Annotated in this window: 12 protein-coding genes; 3 read left to right on the top strand and 9 right to left on the bottom strand. The window is 67.8% G+C overall.

All coding sequences use genetic code 11. The annotated features are described in order from the left end of the window. Positions 1-92: 92 nt before the first annotated feature. Positions 93-1,151 (top strand): NAD-dependent epimerase/dehydratase family protein, encoded by a 1,059-nt coding sequence (locus ACNQS7_RS09115; RefSeq protein ID WP_418012302.1) that lies wholly within the window; start codon positions 93-95, stop codon positions 1,149-1,151. Here the strand turns inward: ACNQS7_RS09115 and purU are convergent. From purU to ACNQS7_RS09100, 3 genes are all read right to left on the bottom strand, one after another. Next, positions 1,148-2,020, bottom strand: a complete 873-nt coding sequence (gene purU / locus ACNQS7_RS09110) for a formyltetrahydrofolate deformylase (protein ID WP_418012301.1) — start codon at positions 2,018-2,020, stop codon at positions 1,148-1,150. The genes ACNQS7_RS09115 and purU overlap by 4 nt on opposite strands. A 64-nt stretch (positions 2,021-2,084) precedes the next feature. Continuing rightward, entirely contained in the window at positions 2,085-3,407 is a 1,323-nt protein-coding gene (locus ACNQS7_RS09105; RefSeq protein ID WP_418012300.1) for an HNH endonuclease signature motif containing protein, read from the bottom strand. 175 nt (positions 3,408-3,582) lie between these two features. After that, positions 3,583-4,779, bottom strand: coding sequence for a permease (locus tag ACNQS7_RS09100; protein ID WP_418012299.1), 1,197 nt, complete (start codon positions 4,777-4,779; stop codon positions 3,583-3,585). A 181-nt stretch (positions 4,780-4,960) separates the two neighbouring features. Between ACNQS7_RS09100 and ACNQS7_RS09095 the strand changes: the two genes are divergently transcribed. Next, a complete protein-coding gene (locus tag ACNQS7_RS09095; RefSeq protein WP_418012298.1) occupies positions 4,961-5,650 on the top strand; it encodes an LppX_LprAFG lipoprotein in 690 nt (229 codons plus the stop codon). Here the strand turns inward: ACNQS7_RS09095 and ACNQS7_RS09090 are convergent. Both ACNQS7_RS09090 and ACNQS7_RS09085 read right to left on the bottom strand, forming a co-directional pair. Further along, positions 5,594-8,128, bottom strand: a complete 2,535-nt coding sequence (locus tag ACNQS7_RS09090; protein WP_418012297.1) for an MMPL family transporter — start codon at positions 8,126-8,128, stop codon at positions 5,594-5,596. The genes ACNQS7_RS09095 and ACNQS7_RS09090 overlap by 57 nt on opposite strands. A gap of 7 nt (positions 8,129-8,135) precedes the next feature. Beyond that, on the bottom strand, positions 8,136-9,878 hold the full coding sequence (locus ACNQS7_RS09085) for an AMP-binding protein (RefSeq protein WP_418012296.1): 1,743 nt from the start codon (positions 9,876-9,878) through the stop codon (positions 8,136-8,138). A gap of 312 nt (positions 9,879-10,190) precedes the next feature. On the opposite strand from ACNQS7_RS09085, the gene pks2 reads away from it, so the two are divergent. Further along, entirely contained in the window at positions 10,191-16,457 is a 6,267-nt protein-coding gene (gene pks2, locus ACNQS7_RS09080; protein WP_418012295.1) for a sulfolipid-1 biosynthesis phthioceranic/hydroxyphthioceranic acid synthase, read from the top strand. 139 nt (positions 16,458-16,596) lie between these two features. Here the strand turns inward: pks2 and ACNQS7_RS09075 are convergent, their stop codons facing one another. The 4 genes from ACNQS7_RS09075 to ACNQS7_RS09060 are packed head-to-tail and all read right to left on the bottom strand — an operon-like array spanning position 16,597 to position 20,491. Further along, the gene (locus ACNQS7_RS09075; RefSeq protein ID WP_418012294.1) at positions 16,597-17,844 is read right to left on the bottom strand and encodes a phthiocerol/phthiodiolone dimycocerosyl transferase; all 1,248 of its coding nucleotides are present in this window, start codon (positions 17,842-17,844) and stop codon (positions 16,597-16,599) included. A 21-nt stretch (positions 17,845-17,865) separates the two neighbouring features. Next, on the bottom strand, positions 17,866-18,669 hold the full coding sequence (locus ACNQS7_RS09070; RefSeq protein WP_310785354.1) for an ABC transporter permease: 804 nt from the start codon (positions 18,667-18,669) through the stop codon (positions 17,866-17,868). Then, on the bottom strand, positions 18,666-19,454 hold the full coding sequence (locus ACNQS7_RS09065) for an ABC transporter permease (RefSeq protein WP_418015940.1): 789 nt from the start codon (positions 19,452-19,454) through the stop codon (positions 18,666-18,668). The genes ACNQS7_RS09070 and ACNQS7_RS09065 overlap by 4 nt, the downstream gene beginning before the upstream one ends. Before the next feature lie 32 nt (positions 19,455-19,486). Then, a complete protein-coding gene (locus tag ACNQS7_RS09060; RefSeq protein ID WP_418012293.1) occupies positions 19,487-20,491 on the bottom strand; it encodes an ATP-binding cassette domain-containing protein in 1,005 nt (334 codons plus the stop codon). Positions 20,492-20,500: the final 9 nt, after the last annotated feature.

Below are 20,500 nucleotides of genomic sequence, written 5' to 3'. Positions count from 1 at the left end.
GCACTCGGCACCGACAGGGCCGGGTATAGCGCACCGGTCACCGGTTGCGTTACCGTCCTGCGCAGAGTTGCTTGACGGGATCGAGGACTGTCATGTCGGGAACCGTGCTGATCACCGGTGCTTTCGGTCTGGTGGGTACTGACACGGTCAGACGATTCGCGGCCGACGGGTGGCAGGTGGTCGCCACGGCGCATCGCAGAGCCTACGACGAGCTGCCGCCGCGGGTTGAAACGCGGTGGACCGACCTGACCGACCCCGCGCAGGTGCGGACGGTAGTTTCCGAGGTGTCGCCGGACGTGATAGTCCATCTGGCGGCGGTGATTCCGCCGCTGGTGTATCGCGATGCCGGTTTCGCGCGCAAGCTGAACGTCGGTGCCACAGCTGCATTGGTTCAGGCCGCGACGGATCAACCGAACCCGCCCCGCTTCCTGCATGCGTCCAGCACCGCGATATACGGCTCCCGAAATCCCCACCGTCATCCCGAGTTGATCACGTTGGACACTCCGATTCGGCCGTGCGAACTGTATGGCGGCCACAAACTCGAAGCCGAGCAACTCGTTCGGTCTTCGAATCTGGATTGGGTGGTGCTGCGGCTCGGGGGCGTACTGAGCACCGACCCGAGGGCCATGCCGGTAACCCGCGACATAATGTATTTCAGCAGTGCGCTGCCGTCGGACGGTCGCGTGCATTCCGTCGATACGCGCGATGTGGCAGCGGCGTTCGCGGCCGCAGCTCGCGACGACGTCGTCGGCGAAATATTTCTGATTGGAGGCGACGATTCGCACCTGCTGCGGCAGGGGGATATCGCGGCAGCGATGGCGGCTGCCCAGGGCATGCCCGGTCTGATGCCGCAAGGACGGCCCGGTGACCCCGACGACGATACCGGCTGGTTCCCCAACGCCGACTGGATGGATGTGGTGGCGGCGCAGAAGGCATTGCAGTTTCAGCACCATTCGTGGCCGGACATGCTGGCCGAGATGCGCGCGCAGACCGGTTGGAGGCGTTATCCGCGAAGGCTCGTCGTTCCGTTGGCCCGCCAGTTCATCAAACGGCAAGCGGCATACCGTAAATCGCCGGGGGAGTATGCCGATGCATGGACGGCACTGGGGGCGCGATTCGGCAACACGGCGCTGGACACCGCCCAAGCCTAGAAGACGATGGTCTGGTTGTTGTGCACGATGACGCGGTCCTGGCAGTGCCACAACACCGCACGCGACAGCACCGCGCGTTCCACGTCGGCCCCGACGCGCACCAGGTCTTCGACGGTGTCGGTGTGACTGACCCGCACCACGTCCTGTTCGATGATCGGGCCCTCGTCGAGAACCTCGGTGACGTAGTGCGCGGTGGCACCGACGAGTTTGACGCCGCGTTCCCGGGCGCGCTTGTAGGGCGCCGCTCCGATGAAGGCGGGCAGGAACGAGTGATGGATGTTGATCAGCGGACACCCGACACCCGACAGAAACCCCGGAGTCAGGATCTGCATGTAGCGGGCGAGGACCACCAGATCCACGTTGCCGCTGAGTAATTGCAGCTGCCGCTGCTCCGCCTCGGCACGCGTGTCACGGGTGGCGGGAATATGGAAGAACGGCACCCCGAACGGACGGACCTGCTCAGCCAGGTCGGGGTGATTCGCGATCACCATGGAGATGGACATCTGCAGTTCGCCACGGCGGTTGCGCCACAACAGGTCCAGCAGGCAGTGGTCGTCCTTGGAGGCCATGATGGCCACCCGCTTGGGTTTGGCGGCCTCGGTGAACCGGTAGTCGATTCCGAACTTTTCGGCTACGGCAGCGGCGAACTCGCGTTCTAACCCGTCGATGGCAGCGGTCAGGCCCGGCAGGTGAAAGATCGCCCGTTGCAGGAAAGTTCCGCCCTCCGGCGCCGTCGAATGCTGGTCCAGCGAGATGATGTTGGCCCCGGCCTGCGTGAGGAAAGTGCTTACCGCGGCAATGATTCCCGGTCGGTCGCTGCAGCGCAGCAACAACCGTCCAATGTCGGCGGGCTCGTTCGGTTTTGACACCCAGGTCCCTTTCGCCGTGAATTTCCGCAGGCCACGATACCGCTGCGGGTGGGCATCTCGGCAGCTATGGATCGTCTTCGTCGTCGTCGGGTGCGAAGAGTTTTTCGGGGTGGTGGAAGGTGTTGATGCGCGGTTGCCCGTGGTCCAAGTGGGCGGGCGGTAGCCATTCGGTGTCACTTTTGGCGTTTTTGCGGGTGGTCCAGCCTTTTTCGGCCAGGCGATTATCCGGACCGCAGGCGAGGGTGAGGTCGTGGATGTCGGTGACGTGGGTGTTCGTCCAGCCGCTGGCATGGTGCACCTGGGTGTGGTAGCCGGGGACGTCGCAGCCCGGCCGGGTGCAGCCGCCGTCTTTGGCCAGCAGCATCAGTCGCTGGGCCAGGTTGGCGAAGCGCTTGGCGTGGAACAGGGCCAGGGGTTTGGCGCCGTCGAAGACCGCCAGATAGTGGTGGGCGGTGGCGGCCCAGCCGATCAGGGTGGGCAGGGGGATGCGGGTGCCGCCGCCGGTGCGGGCCCGGCCGGCCCCGGCTTCGAGATCTTTGAGGGTGGTGGTGACGATGATGCTGACGGGTAGGCCGTTGTGGGTGCCCAGCTCGCCGGAGGCGAACAGCTCCCGGATCGCGGTGACCATCGCATCGTGGTTGCGTTGAGGTTGGCTGCGGGTGTCGGTGTCCCCGTCCGGGACGCCGGCGCCGGGGGCGGCGAGTTTGGCCCAGGCGGCTTCGAGCAGTGCCCGTAGTTCGGGGGTGATCAGGCCGCTGATGCGCGACATGCCGTCGTATTCCTGGGGGCCCAGGGTCAGGCCGCGTTTGCGGGCGCGTTCTTCTTCGGTGTAGTCGCCGTCGGGGTGCAGCAGCGTCATGAGTTCGTGGGCGTATTTGGCGACCTGGTCGGGGCGAAAGTCACAGGCCTTGCCGGCCAGGTCTTTTTCGGCGGCTTCCCAGGTGTCAACGTCGATGGTGGTGGGCAGGTGGGCGATGAAGTTGCGGATCACTTTGATGTGCGCGTCACCGATCAGACCTTCGCGTTGGGCGGCCGCGGTCGCGCCCAACAGTGGCCCTAATGGTTCGCCTGTCAACGCCCGTCGTTCGCCGAGGTCGTCGGCTTCGGCGATGCGCCGGTTGGCGTCGGCTTTGGTGATGCGCAGTCGGTCGGCGAGTGCGGCGGGGAGTTTGCCGCCGAGTTCTTCCTCGGTGGCTTGGGTGTTGAGCTGGTTGATCAGGGCGTGACGTACCGACCGCGAGCGGCGTTCCCGGCGTTCCTCGCGCTCGAGGGCCCGCAGCAGCTCGGGGGTGGTCAGCGCGTCAAAGCTCAACGCGCACAGCCGGTCCTGCACCTCGTCGGACGCGTCGAAGACCTCCACGATCTCCTCGCGCGTACTCGATGCCATGCCGCAATTCTACGAAGGACCACCGACAAGTCCGGATCGCCGCCAGCGCCGAAAGGTGTTGATATCACCGGCGATATCACTTTTCAGAACCTGGTGCCACTCATCTCAAGTTACTGATGTGACACCTGGGAACGGTCGGTAATCAGGCTGACTCAGTCACCCGAGGCGGGGTGACTCAGTGGCACCCCGCCCCGTGCCCGCCGTGCCCGCCGTGCCCATGCTCGGCCTCGGGCGAGCCACCCATCATGCGCAGCATGGGCATCCCGCCCGAGGTGAAGAACCGGGCCACCAGCATCGCGGCGATCACCAGGAAGATGATGTTCAGCCAGGTCGTGTAATTCCAGGTGATCCCGGCCGACATCACCATGGCATTGCGCTGACTGGGAATGAGACCCGCTGTGCCGAAGATCAATTCGACCAGATAACCGGCTACCACCATCGCGGCGTAAAAGGTGCCGAGCAGTGTCAGCATCATCCGGGTGCCGTAGTACTTACGGTAGATGTTCAGGATCGGCAGGATCAGCAGGTCGGCGAAGATGAACGCAATGACCCCGCCGAAGCTGATGCCGCCGTTCCACAACACCGCGGCGAGTGGCACGTTGCCGATCGAGCAGACAAACGACACGATCGCCACGAACGGCCCGACAATCGGCCCCCACACCACCGACCAGGTCGGGTGATTGGTCAAAAAGAATTCCTGCCAGAAGGTTTCGGGCACCCACGCCGCGATTGCGCCCGCGATGAGCAACCCGATGACCAGGTCACGCAAAATCGCCAGCCACTCCATGACGAACACGTGCGACACCGACGTGAACCCCCGCCCGGAGATCAGCCGGCTCCAGAACGAACCGTCACCCTGGATCGACATGTCCATGGCCGCATGGCCTTCCATCGAGCCGGCCACGCCTTTCTCGGCTTCCTCGCGTGCGGCGTCGATCAGCCGCTGGCGCACGAACAGCCGGAACAGCAGCGCCAGGACGATGATCATCAGCGGCCCGCCGACGAACTCGGCAGCGGTGAACTGCCAGCCCATCAGCAGCGCCAAGATGATGCCCAACTCCACCACCAGGTTGGTGGAGCCGATCTCGAACGCCATGGCGGCGGTGAAGTTGGCGCCCTTACGAAACAGCGACCTGGCCAGCGCCACCGCGGCATAGGAGCACGACGACGATGCCGCACCAAGTCCGGCCGCGACGGCCAGGGTCCGGGGCCGGTCGTCGCCCAGCAGTCCGACGATTGTCGAGCGACGCACCACCGCCTGTACGACCGCGGACAGTGCGAATCCCAGGATCAGCGCCCACAGGATCTCCCACGTCATCGAACCGGTCAGTGCCAGGGCATGCCCGAGGGCGCCGAGGGCTTTGTCTGCCATCAAGAACTCCGATCCTTCGGTTCAGTACCCGGAACATATACCCCGAGGGGGTATATGTCAATCGCGGGCGGGCCGCGGAATCCCGGCTTCCGGCCTCCGGGTCGGCGCAGGCCACTAAGCTTGGCGGTTCGTGCGCCGGGAGTGAGGCTCCGCACACCGGCGCAGCTGAGACGAGGAAACGATGAAATTACGCGTGAAGATGTCTGCGGCATCGGCTGCGATGCTGACGGTCACCGTGCTCTTGCTGGCCGGATGCGCTTCTGCCCCAAAGGAATCCGAGGGCCCACCCACCACCGGCACGACCACCGATTCGCCCCTGATGGCCGACATCCGGCAGTCGGTGGACGCGACCAAGGCGCTGACCAGCGCGCATCTGTCGGTCCGAACCAATGGTCAGGTCGACAGCATGCTCGGCATCACCAATGCCGACGTCGACGTCCGCGCCAACCCGCTCACCGCCAAAGGTTCGTGTACCTACAACGGCCAGGCTGACGTCCCGTTCCGGATCAAGGACGACGCCATCTCGGTCAAGTTGTTCGACGACTGGACCAACCTCGGTTCCGTGTCGGACCTCTCGGCCACCCGACTGCTGGATCCCGCCAACGGCGTGGCGAAAATGCTCTCCGGCATCACCAATCTGCAAGCGCAGGGCACCGAGGTGATCGACGGAATCAACACCAACAAGATCAACGGAACTCTGCCGGCCGACACCGTCAAGATCATCGATCCCGGTGCCAGGCAGTCCAGGCCGGCGACCGTGTGGATCGCGCAGGACGGATCGCATCGCCTGGTCCGGGCGAGCGTCGACCTGGGATCAGGCTCGGTTCAGGTCACCCTGTCCAAGTGGAACGAGCCGGTCAACGTCGATTAGTCGCGCCATCGCCGTCAGCAGCACCAGTCCTACCAGGACAACAGTGCCGATCTGAGCCACCGCCCACGACGAACCGAACAGCATCAGAACGGCGCCGAAGGCCCCGCCGGCCGCCGCGAGCGGCGCCATGACGCGCCGGATCGGCACCAGCGCGGCGACCAGGCACGGCGCGCCGCACGCCACCAGAACGGCGAATGCCGCCGGCACGCCGGAGGCGTCCACCGAACCGTGCAACAGGTACTGCCACACCGCAACGGTCACTCCGAGGCCGGCCAGAGCGGAACCCACCAACCCCAGCGCGACCGCCAATCCGGCGCCCACCCCGCGCCACATGCCGGCCAGGGCCGCAACCGTCACGACCGTCAAGGCGAGCAGAATCGCGTCGTGCTCCAGCGCGCCCCGGGCCGCCGCGGCCATCGCCGCCCCCCCGGCGACGGCGACCTCGCTGTCGAGAAGGCTGCCGTACTTGGTCGCGTTGCCGACCGCGCTTTCGATCTGGCCCACGCGCGACGCCGCGGACAGGTCCAGAACGGTCTGGTCGGAATACACCAGCAGCCGGGCGGCGGTGCCGTCGGCGGAGAACATGGTCTGACGTACGTGCTGGTAGGACGGATCGGCGAGCGCCTTGCGCGGCAGGTAGAACCCGCCCGCGCCGGTGTCGGCGAAGTCGATGCTGAGGTTCTTCAGGAACGCCGACAACTGAACGACCTGGGGAATGGTGGTCTCGATGGTCGTCTGCAGTGTCGGAACGAATGAGCGCAGCTGAGTGAGCGCCGACCGCATTTCGGCCACCGCGCGTGGCGTCCCGGCCAGGGCGTTGGTCGTGCGCGCCGACCCCGCCGCCAACCGGGTAGCGCCGTCGGAAAGCACCGTGACGTCGGCGATCACCCGATCGAACGGGTCGATCGCCTTCCGGGCGGCCGAGCACAGCATGTCCGCGGCACAATCCTGGACGCCGCCCATCCAGCCGCGTACCGGGTCGAGGTAGCCGGAGACCTCGGCGGCGGTGTCCTTGATATTCCGGGTGCCGGACACCACCGAGTTGATGGCTTGCTGCAACTGGGCGAGCCCGCCCACGCCTGCGCTCACGCTCGCTTCGAGCTCATTGACCGAACCCGAGACCTGGTCCAGCACCGAACCCAGGGTCTTGACCGCGGTGACCTGCGGCACGAACGAGGCGGCCTGACGATCCAGCTGATCGCTGAGCCTGCCCGCTGCCGAACTCAGCGAGGCGTCCGTCCACGGAACGCCGGCCGGCCAGGCCGCCGACTGCACCTTGCGGACACCGGGGATCTCCATCAGCCGCCGGCTGACGGCGTCGATGGCGATGAGCCCGGCCGGGTCGCGCAGGTCGTGGCTGGATCTGACCACGACGACATCGGGCAGGCGGTTGTCCGCCGTGAACTGCTTGCCGGCCCGGGCCGGGACATCGCCTACGCCCCAATGTATTCCGAGGACGGGCAAGGCGCAGACGGCCGATACCAGCGCGACGGCGACGACAGGATTGCGGACCGCACGACGCACCGGCGCCGGCAGCGCCCACGAACGGGCCGGCGGCGCTGCGGACTTCGTCGACAACGCCGGCAGCAACGTCAACGAAGCAGCAAGTGCGACAACGACACCCAGCGCGGCCAGGCCGACGGCGTGCACCCCAGGGGTCTGCGCGAGCAGCAGTGGGGCGGTGAGCAGCGTGACTCCCGCCGCCGGCGCCGCCAATACGGGCAGCATCGCGCGGTAGCCGTCCCGCTCGGCCGCGGTGAGCAGCAGCGCGGACGCGGCTATCGCCCCGGTCATCAGCACGGAGGCCACCGTCCAGCAGAACAACCCGACCAACGCCGCCAACGGCCATGCGACCGCCACGGACAGCGCGGCGGTCAGTGTCACGATCACAACCGACGAAAGCCCTGACCGCAGCAGGAACAGCGCGGCGACCAGCAGGGCCGCAGCCACGATCAGCGCCGCCTGCCACGGCGCCAGCCGCAGCCCGGTGCCGCGCGCGGCGGCGGGCACGGTGATGCGGGCGCGTAGTCCCGCGTTCGGCGGCAACTTGCGCACCAACGAGCGCGCCGCGTCGAGAGATTCGGCGGCCTTGGCGGTACCGGCCTGGCCTCGCAACCAGATCACCGCGGACCCCGTCCGCCCGTCGGGACTGGTTCCCAACGGAGCCATCAACGGGTCCGACCACCAGTCCAGGACCGATCCCACATGGGCGGTGTCGCCGCGCAGGGCGCGCACGGCGTCGTCGTAGTACTGCCGGTCGGCGTCTCCCAGCGGATCACGGCCGTCCAGCACCAGGTAGGCGATCGCGTCGGTGCCGGTACCCGGAAACGCTTGCGCGATATGGCTGTTGGCGGTGGCAATCGGCCCGTCGGAGGGCGGCGACGAAGTGCCGGCCATGGCGAGCGTGATGACGTTCGCGGCCACCGCCACCGCGACCCACGCCAGGACGACGACAAGCTTGGTGAGCGGCCTCGACACGATGATGCTAAACGTCCAAGCGGGCGAACTTGTCCTGCCGATACTGCTCGACACAGGCCGCCCGTCTGACCTTGCCGCTGGTGGTGATCGGGATTGAGCCCGGCGGCACCAGGACCAGATCCGCGGCGCTCAGACCATGCGAATTCGACAACGCCGAGTTGACTTCCCGCTTGATCTCGCCCAGCCGGTCCATCACCTCCCGGTCGGATTCACCGCGCTTGCGCAGTTCGATGATGGCGACCAGTTTCTCGGTGCTGCGCTCGCCCGGCACCGCGATGGCCGCGCACCGGCCACGGGTGATCTCCTGGATGGTCGCCTCGATGTCGTCGGGAGAGTGGTTGCGCCCGTAGACGATCAGCAGGTCCTTGATCCGGGCGATGATGAACATCTTGCCTTCGGAGAAGAATCCCGAGTCTCCCGTCCGCAGCCACGGACCTTCGGGCGTGCCGTCAGCGGGATTGAAAATTTTTGCGCCGAAGGTACTCTCGCTCTCCTGCGGCCGCTCCCAATAGCCGGTGGCGACGTTGGGGCCGTGCACCCAGATCTCACCGACCGTCCCCTCGGGACACTCGGTGCAGGTCTCGGGGTCGACGATCCGCACCTCGGGCGCATCCGGTATGAGGTAGCTCACCAGCGGTGTGCCGCTGCCGGCGGGGCACCGGACCGCCTGCCCGGCAGCCAGTTTCGCGGAGTCGAAGTTGACCAGCTCCGGCGGCTCACTGGGGCTGCCCGTCGCCACGAAGACCGTCGCCTCCGCGAGCCCGTATGACGGCCGGACCACCTTGTGTTGGAGATTGAAGCGCGCGAAGCGATCGGTGAAGCGTTTGAGGGCGGCCGGCTGTACCCGTTCACTTCCGCTGAGGATGGTGTGCACGTCGCCCAGATCGCGCCCCGCCATGTCCTCGTCGGAGACCTTGCGTGCGGCCACTTCATAGGCGAAGTTCGGCGCCGCCGAGAAGGCCCGGGAATTGTCGGCCAGCATGTGCATCCAGCGCGCCGGCCGCTGCAAAAATGCGACCGGGCTGGTGACCACCGCGGAGAATCCCGCCAGGATCGGCGTACAGATTCCGCCGACCAGACCCATGTCGTGATAGAAGGGCAGCCACGACACGATGGTGACCCCGGGCGGTGGCACGCCCCCATCGTCCGCGGCGAAGTAGCCGGCCATCAGCTGTTCGAAGTTGATCCGCAGATTGTCGTGGGTGATGACGACGCCGGCGGGCTCACGTGTCGATCCGGAGGTGTACTGCAGGTACGCGGTGGCCGGATGGTCTTCGGCGCCAGACCGGTTGGGAGAGTCCAGGTCCAGCCGGTCGATCTCGATGATCGACGGGGCGGGCGAGGCACTGTCCTGGGCCGAGACGCGCCGGGCCACATCGTCGATGACGGGGGACGTGGTGAGGACGGCGACCGGAGAGGCATCGCGCAGCACCGAATCGACGCGCTCGTCGCTGGCACCGCCCTGCGGCACCGACAGGGGAACGGCGATGCGCCCGGCCTGCATCGCGCCGAGGAACGCCACAATGTAATCCAGGCCTTGCGGCGCCAGGATCACCGCGCGGTCACCCGTCGAACCGACGCGGTTCAGCTCCCTCGCGACGTTGAGGGTGCGCCGGTACAGCTGTGCCCACGTCAGGGTCGTCGGTACGCCGTCCCAGTCCCGGTCGTAATCGATGTAGGTGAAAGCCGGGTCATTCGGTTGGATCCGGGCCCAGGTGCGCAGCACAGCTGGGAGGGAACGCGCATTCATAGGCAAGACGGTACCGGCGCGCCGCAGGTGCAGGCGCCGAATCGGATCGACGGGGCGGCCCGGCCGGCAATCCCCGCCGAACCGGCTGCAATCGGTGCTGGTCAGGGTCCCGGGCAACGCTGTCACCTGGGAATTGGCTGAGTTTAAGCACTCACGGCGGCTGCGGCGTCTAAGCTCGGCAGCCAAGACGGTGTCGAGGTCCCGTCAGCCCGGGGGTTTGCCAGACCGGTGCTGCACTATTCCGCTGCCCGTACCCCTATCCGGTGCTGCGTCGGGTCCGCGCCGGTTGAGCTGAGACGAGGTCGTAGAGCGATGGAAACACGCTTCACCCCCATTGCGGTGATCGGTATGGGCTGTCGGTTGCCCGGCGGGATCGACTCGCCCGAGAAGCTGTGGGAATCGGTGTTGCGCGGCGACGACCTGGTCACCGAGATTCCCGCCGACCGCTGGGACGCCGACGCCTACTACGACCCGGAGCCCGGGGTTCCCGGCCGCACGGTCTCGCGGTGGGGCGGTTTCATCGACGATGTGGCCGGCTTCGACGCCGAGTTCTTCGGGATCAGTGAGCGGGAGGCGACCTCGATCGACCCGCAACACCGGCTCCTGCTCGAGACCGCGTGGGAGACGATCGAGCACGCCGGTCTGGATCCGGCGTCGCTGGCCGGGTCCGCGACGGCGGTGTTCACCGGCCTGACGCACGAGGACTACCTGCTGCTCACCAAGGGTTCCGGCGCTCTGGCCAGCCCGTACGCGGTGACCGGACTGAACAACAGCGTGGCCTCCGGGCGCATCTCCCACGCGCTGGGCCTGCACGGTCCCGCGATGACCTTCGACACCGCGTGCTCCTCGGGTCTGATGGCCGTACACCTGGCCTGTCGCAGCCTGCACGAAGGCGAGAGCGATCTCGCGCTGGCCGGCGGTTGCGCGGTCCTGCTGGAGCCGGACGGCAGCGTGGCGACATCCGCGCAGGGCATGCTCTCGGCAACCGGTCGCTGTCATTCCTTCGACGTGGACGCGGACGGATTCGTGCGGTCCGAAGGCTGCGCCATGGTGCTGCTCAAGCGGCTGCCCGATGCGTTGCGCGACGGCGACCGCATCCTGGCCGTGGTGCGCGGGACGGCGACCAACCAGGACGGCCGGTCCGAGACGCTGACCATGCCGTCGGAGGACGCGCAGGTCGCGGTGTACCACAAGGCCCTGGCGGCGGCGGGCGTCGCCGCTGACTCGATCGGCGCGGTGGAGGCGCACGGTACCGGCACCCCGGTCGGTGACCCGATCGAATACCGCGGACTCACCCGGGTTTACGGCACCGACGGCAGCCGCTGCGCGCTGGGGTCGGTCAAGAGCAATATGGGCCACAGCGAGTCGGCGGCCGGCGCGGTCGGACTGATCAAGGCGATCCTGTCGCTGCGGCACGGCGTGCTGCCGCCGCTGCTGCATTTCAACCGGCTGCCCGACGACCTTGCCGCAATCGAAACGGGAATCTTTGTGCCGCAGGCGATCACGCCGTGGCCGGAAGGTGACGGGCCCCGACGCGTCGCGGTGTCGTCGTTCGGCATGTCGGGCACCAATGTGCACGCCATCGTCGAACAGGCCCCGGAACCGGAGCTGCCAGATGCCGCCGCGGCCCAGGGGCCGCTGGTGTACGCGGTCTCGTCCTCGTCGGCTGACGGTCTGCGTGCGAGCGCGCTGCGCCTAGCCGAATGGGTTGAGGCTCAAGCGGATTCGGTGACTCCGGCCGATCTCGGCTACACGTTGGCGCGGCGGCGGGCACACCGGCCGGTGCGCACCCTGGTGGTGGCCGACGGACTGACCGAACTCGCCCAGAGGTTGCGCGAGGTGGCCGACGGGGAGGACGCCCTGTATCAGGCTGCCGTGGCACACGACGACCGCGGGCCGGTGTGGGTGTTCTCCGGTCAGGGATCGCAGTGGGCGGCGATGGGCGCCGATCTGCTCGCCGGTGAACCCGTGTTCGCCGCCACCGTGGCCGAACTGGAGCCGCTCATCCAGCGCGAGTCCGGATTCTCGGTGACCGAGGCGATGACGGCGCCGCAGACGGTGACCGGGATCGACAAGGTGCAGCCGACGATCTTCGCCATCCAGGTAGCGCTGGCCGCCACCATGGAGCGTGCGTACGGCGTGCGTCCGGGCGCGGTCGTCGGGCACTCGATGGGCGAGACCGCCGCGGCCGTCGTCGCCGGCGCGCTGTCGTTGCAGGACGGTGCCCGGGTGATCTGCCGCCGCTCGAGGCTGATGGCCGGCATCGCCGGCTCGGGCGCCATGGCGTCGGTGGAACTGCCTGCCAAGCAAGTGAATTCGGAGCTGATGGCGCGCGGCATCGACGATGTCGCGGTGGCCGTGATGGCGTCGCCGCAATCCACGGTGATCGGGGGAGCCGCCGAGCAGGTGCGCGACCTCGTCGCCCGCTGGGAACAACGCGACGTGATGGCGCGCGAGGTCGCCGTGGACGTGGCATCGCACTCGCCGCAGGTCGACCCCATCCTCGACGAACTAGCCGCCGCGCTGGCCGATCTGGAGCCGAAAGAGCCGACGGTTCCGTACTACTCGGCCACCCAGTTCGACCCGCGCGAACGGCCGGTGTGCGACGCCGATTACTGGGTGGACAACCTGCGCAACACCGTGCAGTTCGCCGCGGCCATCCAGGCCGCGCTGGACGACGGCTTCCGGGTTTTCGCCGAGCTGTCGCCGCACCCGCTGCTGACCCATGCGGTGGATCAGAACGCCCGCAGTCTGGACATGACGGTGGCGGCGCTGGCCGCGATTCGTCGGGAACAGCCGCTGCCGCAAGGGCTTCGGGGCTTCCTGACCGATCTGCACAGCGCCGGTGCCGCGATCGATTTCTCCGTGCTGTTCCCCGCCGGGCAGTTGGTGGACGCGCCGTTACCCGCGTGGAGCCATCGGCATCTGTTCATCGACGCCGACGGCGGCGACGGCCGGACGCAGGGCGGCTGCACCATCACCGTGCACCCGCTGCTGGGTTCCCACGTCCGGCTGGCCGAGGAGCCGGAACGGCACGTGTGGCAGACCGACATCGGCACCGCGACCCTGGGCTGGCTCGAGGAGCACCAGGTGCGCAATGTGGCGGCGCTGCCCGGCGCCGCGTACTGCGAGATGGCGCTGGCCGCCGCGGCGGAGGTCTTCGGCGACACGGCCGGAACCTCTCCGGAAGCGCGCGACATCGTCTTCGAGCAGATGCTGCTGCTCGACGAGGAGACCCCGATCGACGCGGTTGCCACGGTGCAGGCACCCGGGGTCGTCGGCTTCGTGGTGGAGTCCGCGCAGGACGGGGAGACCATCCGGCACGCCACCGCATCGCTGTGCGCCGCCCAGGACGACTCGGTACCGCCCGGCTACGACATCGCCGCCCTGCTGGCTGCGCACCAGCACAGCGTGAAAGGCTCCGAACTGCGGGAGTCATTCGTGGAGCGGGGCGTCGCGCACGGTCCGGCGTTCAGCGGACTGTCCACCGCGCACACCACGGAATCCGGCGGCAACACCGTGCTGGCCGAGGTCGCGCTGCCGGCCTCGATCCGTTTCCAGCACGCCGCCTACCACGTGCATCCTGCGTTGCTGGACGCCTGCTTCCAGTCGGTGGCCGCCGGCGTCGGCAGTGCCGCCGGTGACGGTCTGCTGCTGCCGCTGGGTGTGCAGAGCCTGCGCGCCTACGGGCCACTGCGCGATGCCCGTTACTGCTACACCCGGGTGACCAGGGCGGACGCGACCGGCGGAGAGGCCGACCTCGACGTGCTCGACGAGCACGGCACGGTACTGCTGGCGGTGCGCGGGTTGCGGATGGGCACCGGCACCACCGCCGGTGGCGAACGGGACCGGGTACTGGGCGAGCGGCTGCTGACGTGCGAGTGGCAGCAACGGACGCTGCCGGAGGTCGACGCCGAAGAAGCAGGATCGTGGCTGCTGATCGACACTGCGCAGGCCGCCGAGATCTTGGTCGGCTCGTTGAACGATGCGCTGAAAACCCAAGGCGCGGAATGTTTCAGCCTGCAGCTGCCGGTCGGGACCGACGTGGAACCGTTGCGCGCCCAATTGCGCGCGCGCTCCTTCACCGGGGTGGTCGTCCTGTGTGGTCCGGTCGGAAGCGCACCCGGTGACGGTGGTCTGGAGCAGGGGCGGGAACAGGTGCGCCACCTGGTGCGCCTGGCCCGGGAACTGCCCGAGCTGGAAGGGGAACTGCCCCGACTCTTCGTGGTGACCAGGCAGGCCCAGTGGGTGTGTTCGGGCGACGACGTCAATCTCGAGCAGGCCGGACTGCGGGGGCTGCTGCGGGTGATCGGCAGCGAGCATCAGCTGTTGCGCACCACGCAGATCGACGTCGACGAGCACACCCAGGGTGAGCAGGTGGCCGCGCAACTGCTGAGTGGATCGCCGGAGGACGAGACCGCATGGCGTGGCGCTGAGTGGTACACCGCTCGGCTGTGCCCGGCGCCGTTGGTTCACGACGACCGCCGCACCAGGGTGATCGACCACGAGACGGACGGCATGCGTCTGCTGGTCCGCACCCCGGGTGATCTGCAATCGATGGAACTTGCGGCGTGCGAACGTGTTTCGCCCGGTCCGGGTCAGATCGAGGTGGCGGTCGCGATGTCGACCATCAACTTCGCCGATGTGCTGATCGCGTTCGGCAAGTTCCCCGTCGTCGACGACCGGGAGCCGCAGCCGGGCATGGACTTCGTCGGCGTGGTGACCGCCGTGGGCGAAGGCGTGGAGGGCCACCGCGTCGGTGACCGCGTTGCCGGCTTCTCCGAGGGCGGTTGCTGGCGCACCTATCTGACCTGCGACGCGAACTTGGCCATCACCCTGCCCGCGGGGCTCAGCGACGAGCAGGCGATCGCGTCGGCCACCGCGAACGCCACCGCGTGGTACGGGCTGAACGACCTGGCCGGCATCAAGGCCGGCGACAAGGTGCTGATCCACTCCGCGACCGGTGGCGTGGGCCAGGCGGCGCTGGCGATCGCGCGGCACGCCGGGGCCGAGATCTTCGCCACCGCCGGCAACGACTCAAAACGACAGATGTTGCGCGACATGGGTATTGAGCATGTCTACGACTCGCGTAGCGTCGAGTTCGCCGAGCAGATCCGGCGCGACACCGGTGGTTACGGTGTCGACATCGTGCTCAACTCGTTGACCGGTGCGGCGCAGCGGGCCGGGCTGGAGCTGCTGGCCTTCGGTGGGCGGTTCGTCGAGATCGGCAAGGCCGATGTGTACGGCAACACCCGGCTGGGGTTGTACCCGTTCCGGCGTGGCCTGACGTTCTACTACCTGGACCTGGCGCTGATGTCGGTGCTGCAACCGGAGCGGGTCCGGGAACTGCTCGAGACGGTGTTCAGGCTGACGGCCGAGGGCGTGCTGGTGGCGCCGCAGACCACGCACTACCCCTTGGCCGAGGCGGCGAACGCGGTGCGGGCGATGAGCAACGCCGAGCACACCGGCAAGTTGCTGCTGGACATGCCCCACACCGGGCGGGCCAGTGTGGTGGTGCCGCCGGATCAGGTCCCGGTGTTCCGCCGCGACGGCGCCTACATCATCACCGGCGGCGTGGGCGGCCTCGGCCTGTTCTTCGCTTCGAAGCTCGCTGCAGCCGGGTGCGGCCGGCTGGTGCTGACGGCACGTTCGCAGCCGAATCCCAAGGCGCGTCAGATGATCGAGCGACTGCGCAGGGCCGGGACCGACGTCGTGGTGGAGCTGGGGAACGTCGCCGAAGCGGACACCGCGGTGCGGCTGGTGGAGGCGGCGACCGCCACCGGGCTGCCGTTGCGCGGTGTGGTGCACTCGGCGGCGGTGGTGGAGGATGCCACGCTGACCAACATCACCGACGAGATCATCGACCGGGACTGGGCACCAAAGGTTTTCGGCACGTGGAGCCTGCACAAAGCCACCCTCGGGCAGCCGCTGGACTGGTTCTGCCTGTTCTCCTCGGGCGCGGCGTTGCTGGGGTCGCCCGGTCAGGGCGCCTACGCCGCGGCCAACAGCTGGCTTGACGGGTTCTCGTATTGGCGCCACGCCCAGGGTCTTCCGGTCACGACCATCGCGTGGGGCGCCTGGGCCGAGGTCGGTCGCGCCACCTTCCTGGCCGAAGGTGGCCAGCTGATGATCGCTCCGGACGAAGGCGCGTACGCCTTCGAGACGCTGCTGCGTTATGACCGCGCCTACACCGGTTACATCCCGATCATCGGCGCGCCCTGGCTGGACGACGTGGTCCGGCGTAGCCCGTTCGGTGAGATGTTCAAGTCCAGCGGGCAGAGCACGCGGGGTCCGAGCAAGTTCCGCGCCGAGCTGATGACGGTGCCACGGGATGAGTGGGCCGGGCGGCTGCGCCGCCTGATCACCGAGCAGGTCGGGGTGATCCTGCGGCGCACCGTGGACGCCGACCGGCCCTTCGTCGAGTACGGCATGGACTCACTGGGCATGCTCGAGATGCGCACGCATATCGAGACCGAGACCGGAATCCGGTTGAGCCCGAAGGTCATTGCCACGCACAACACCGCCCGGGCGCTGGCTGACCACCTGGCGGACACCCTCGCCGAGGAGCCTGCCGCCTAACTGGCGCGAGGTGGCGCGAGGTGGCGCGAGGTGGCGCGAGCTGGCGCGAGGTGGCGCGAGCTGGCGCGAGCAGACGCAAAATCGCACTATTTTGTACCGAAATGTGCGATTTTGCGTCTGCTCGCGCCGTGTGGGCGCGTTACTCGACCGCCCAGCCGTAGTCCGACGGCGCGGTGCACAACATCTCGCGGATGGCATCGAGTGAGTCCTTGCGCTGCGGCGAGTGGCCGTGGTTCTCGATCACCAGGTGATCGCCGGACATGCCGCACCCGTAGAAGTCCAGCGGCACGGTGATCGAGCAGTAGAACTGTCCGCGAAAGCCTTCCAGTTCGATGCCGGCCGGCATCCGCACGTCCGGCAGCGCGCTGACATCGGTGCAGAAGACGAGCGGCGGCAGACCGGCCGGTGTTCCCTCGAATGCCACGCCGAAGTTCAGCCCGGACTGCTGCACGACGCCATCGGCGATGTCGGACCGGAAGGTGGCGCCGATATCGGTGGCCAGGTCGACGATGTCGGTGTCCGGCCCGATCTCGGCGAGGTAGGTGGCCACCCCCACCAGGTTGGTGGCCTCGGTCGGAGCGACCGGGGGGCTCAGGAAATACCGCAGGTCGACGGGGTACACGTAGGGGATGGGTACGTGCGGCGTTTCCCGCAGCCGCCACTCGGTCATCAGGATCGCCGCCGCCACGACGGTGTTCACGCTCACCCGGTTCTCGTGCGCGAACTCCACCAGGTCGGCCGTCTCCTGCGCGGAAAGCCGGACCCGGGTGACCGGAACCGGTTGCGGGAGGCCAGGAGTCGCGACCAGGGTCGGCTTCACCGAGGGTGGCAGGTCGTAGGCGAACATCACCGGCAGGAAGCGTTCGACGCCGGTCATGCCGAGCTTCTTGACGCCCCGTTGTTCCAGCACGACTTCCAGCGGCTGCGGCGCGGGCTGCGGGTTGACCGGGCCCGGGTCGCCGGTGGTCACCACATCGGTGTAGCGGGAGAACAGCTCGTCGAAGAGGCCGGCGCCGTGGTGGCCGTCGGCAATGCTGTGATGGAGAAAGATGGTGAGCTCAGAAGCGTCGTCGTGCAGCGTCAAGCGCAGATTCAGTAAGGTCTGGGTTTGGTCCAGCGTGATCTCACGGACATCATCGGCCCTCTCCTGCACCACTATTCCGCTGTGCAGCATGTCGTCGGCGACCAGATTCCAGCCGCCGTCCGGACTCTGCTCGAGGTGGCTGGCCAGGATCGGGTGGGCATCGACGAGGGCGTCAAAAGCTTCCGACAGCGCATCGGCGTCGACCCGGCCGCGCAGTTCGACCGTGACGGCGGTGAAAACCTCGTACTGCGCGAATACTTCCTCGCTGCGGGACAACTTTCGGATCACCGATCCGGAAAACACGTGGAAATCCAGCCTTTCGTGTCAGTGCGTGCTGGCTCGTCGGTAGCCGATGGCCATGGGGACGGCGCAGACGCCGGCGATTCCGGCGCTCCACAGCAGCGTCGCGATCATCGGCGCCAGCACCGGGCCGCCGGCCGACAGCCCGCGCATCGCCGTGATCGCGTAGCTCACCGGCTGGTGCGCGACGACGGGCCGGATCCACTCCGGGTACTGATTCACCGGTAGCAGGCCGGTGGAGAAGAAGATCAACAGCAGCTGCCACAGCTCGACCGCCTCGACCACCAGGGTTTTGGACGTGAACAGCGCGATGGTGGTGGTGAGTGCGGCGAAGGCCATGCCGAGAATCACCGGGACGCCCAGCCACATCAGGGTGGCCAGCGCGCCGCCACGGAAGCGGAAGCCCAGGGCCACACCGGCGCCCAGCATCACGCCGGTGGTGACCAGAATCCGGATTGCCTCGGCGATGATCCGGGCCAGCGGTCCCGAGGCCCGGTGCACCGGCATCACCCACAGCCGGGTCAGCAGGCCGCTCTGCTGCTCGCGCATCAGGTCGATCGCGACGAACGCCGAACCGCTCACCGCCCCACCGAGCGCCAGCAGCGGCACGATGCTGTAGAGCGCGCTGTCGTGGGTCATGGCGTAGATCAGATTGCCCAGCACGATGTAGAGCACCAGCATGAAAGCGACCGGCAGCACCAGCGCCTCCATCACGGTGACCAGGTCGCGTCCCCACCGGGTGAGGATGCGCTGGGTCTGCACCAGCGTCTGCGTCAGCAGCAGCCGTGCCGAGCCGTCCGGCGCCCGCAGCGCGGTGGTCGCGGTCATGGGCGCCGGGACAGCACGAAGACCGACATGGGCACCAGGAACAACGCGAAACCGGCCAGCCACAACAGCGGCGGCGTCATGACCGACCACGTCACCGGCACGGGGGATTTCACCGTGTCGCCGGCCAGTGCGCGCAGCGCGATCACCAACTGGGAGATCGGCTGGTTGCGCACAATGGGCTGAATCCAGTGCGGAAACATCTTGAGCGGTTGCAGGCCCACCGACAGCAGCCCGAAGATCAGGATCGGCATGGTCAGCAGGGGCAGCATCGCATCGGGATTACGGCTGGCGGTGCCGATCAGGTCGGCGCCGAACGACAACAACACCCCGATCACGATCGCCAGCACGCAAAAGCCCGCGATGTACGGCGCGCCGTGATGGAACCGGAACCCGATCACGTGCGCGGCGATCAGCGACACGACCAGGCCCACACAGCACCGGTACACGCTGGCCGACACGCGCGCCAGCACCGGCGTCAACGGCGCGATCGGCATGGACCGGAACCGCCGGTTGACCCCGTGCAGGGAATCGGTGGCGGCCCGGAACGCCGACGAGATGGCCGCAAAGGCGATGGCCTGCAACGTGACCAGCGGCGTGATGTACTGCCCCAGGTTGCTGGCGATGCCGCTGCCGGGTCCGCCCACGTAGTGATTCCACGGGATGGAGAACGGGACGTAGAAGCCCACCGCGAAGGACAGCGAGGCGCCGATCGCGGTGATCAGTTCGCCGTTGCGCAGGGTCGGTGCGATGAAGCGGGTGGTCAGTACCCACCACTGCTGCAGCATCGACGGCTGCGACCGGCTCACCACGGCCGCGCTCACCGCACCGCCTCCGGGGTCAGGTGGCTCAGTGCCCGGGCTTCACTCGGATCGGCTGTCATGGACAGGAATACGTCGTCGAGGGACGGCCGGCGCAGCGCGATGTCGGCGGGTTCGAGGTGGGCGGCATTGAGCAGGCGCACGGCCTCGATCAGGGTGCCGGTGCCCTCGGCGGCCGGCATGATGATCCGGTCGGACTCGGCGGCCAGCACGGCCCGCTGGTGTTCGGGCAGCAGCGGGCCGAGCGCGGCGACCATCGCCGGCAGCTCCTTGACGTCGCGGGGCACGATTTCGCAGAAGGTGCCGCCGGCGCGGTGCTTGAGCTCGTTGGCGGTGCCTTCGGCGATGATGGTGCCGCGGTCGATCAGGATGATGCGGTCGCTCAGTGCATCGGCCTCCTCGAGGTACTGCGTGGTGAGCAGCGTGGCGATGCCCAGTTTCTTGAAGTTGCTCACCAGATCCCAAATAGCCTGTCGGCTGCGTGGATCCAGCCCCGTGGTGGGCTCGTCCAGGAACGCGACCAGCGGTTGCACCACCAGGCCGCAGGCGATGTCGATGCGGCGGCGCATGCCGCCCGAATAGGTGCTCACCCGGCGTTTGGCGGCCTGCACCAGGTCGAACTGCGCAAGCAGTTCGGCCGCGCGGTTGCGGGCGGCAGCCTTGGACAGACCGTAGAGGCGGCCGAACATCACCAGATTCTGCTCGCCGGAGAGCATGTCGTCGAGGGCGACCTGCTGCCCGGTGAGCATGATCGAGCGGCGCACTCCGGCCGCGTCGGAGACGACGTCGCGCCCGGCGACGCTCGCCGATCCCGTGGTCGGTCTCGTCAGCGTCGACAGAATGTCGACCATGGTCGTCTTGCCGGCGCCGTTGGGGCCGAGCAGACCGATCACCTCGCCGCGGCCGACCTCGAAACTGACGTCGTCGAGCGCCACCACCTGCCCAGAGCGGGTGCCGAACGTCTTGCCGACCCCCTTGACGACTACCGCTGCGTCACTTGACATTCCAGTCCC

The organism is Mycobacterium sp. 23 (assembly GCF_048287075.1).
GTDB lineage: Bacteria > Actinomycetota > Actinomycetes > Mycobacteriales > Mycobacteriaceae > Mycobacterium > Mycobacterium gordonae_B.
Note: the sequence above shows the minus strand (reverse complement) of the source record. Positions and strands in the feature narration are given on the sequence as shown.